Source organism: Bacillus sp. AFS053548 (genome assembly GCF_002575105.1).
Taxonomy (GTDB): Bacteria; Bacillota; Bacilli; order Bacillales; family Bacillaceae_G; genus Gottfriedia.
The window spans coordinates 1-556 of record NZ_NUHI01000055.1; the positions used below are offsets into that span (position 1 = coordinate 1).

The window sequence follows — 556 nt, forward strand, 5'->3', positions numbered from 1 at the left end:
TGATGGAGGATTAGCTCAGCTGGGAGAGCACCTGCCTTACAAGCAGGGGGTCGGCGGTTCGAGCCCGTCATCCTCCACCATATGCCGACTTAGCTCAATTGGTAGAGCAACTGACTTGTAATCAGTAGGTTGGGGGTTCAAGTCCTCTAGTCGGCACTCTTTTGAGCCATTAGCTCAGTAGGTAGAGCATCTGACTTTTAATCAGAGGGTCGAAGGTTCGAATCCTTCATGGCTCACCATTTTCTCAAAAGAAAATATTGCGGGTGTGGCGGAATTGGCAGACGCGCTAGACTTAGGATCTAGTACTTCGGTGTGGGGGTTCGAGTCCCTTCACCCGCACCATTTAAATTNNCCCCGTCTTCCGCTCCACATATGCTGCCGGGGTGGTGGAATGGCAGACACACAGGACTTAAAATCCTGCGGGGGTTGACCCCGTGCCGGTTCGAGTCCGGCCCTCGGTACCATTTATAATATGCGCCCGTAGCTCAATTGGATAGAGCGTTTGACTACGGATCAAAAGGTTATGGGTTCGAGTCCTTTCGGGCGCGCCATATTA

6 tRNA genes are annotated in these 556 nt (G+C 52.2%); all 6 read left to right on the forward strand.

What is annotated here, in order from left to right:
• Nucleotides 1-4 precede the first annotated feature (4 nt).
• Nucleotides 5-80 (forward strand) — tRNA-Val (locus tag CN946_RS20750).
• Between the two features lie 3 nt (nucleotides 81-83).
• Nucleotides 84-156: transfer RNA gene (locus CN946_RS20755), tRNA-Thr, on the forward strand.
• Between the two features lie 7 nt (nucleotides 157-163).
• Nucleotides 164-239, forward strand: a tRNA-Lys gene (locus CN946_RS20760).
• A 20-nt stretch (nucleotides 240-259) separates the two neighbouring features.
• Nucleotides 260-342 (forward strand) — tRNA-Leu (locus CN946_RS20765).
• 35 nt (nucleotides 343-377) lie between these two features.
• A tRNA-Leu gene (locus CN946_RS20770) sits at nucleotides 378-464 on the forward strand.
• A 10-nt stretch (nucleotides 465-474) separates the two neighbouring features.
• Nucleotides 475-551: transfer RNA gene (locus tag CN946_RS20775), tRNA-Arg, on the forward strand.
• Nucleotides 552-556: the final 5 nt, after the last annotated feature.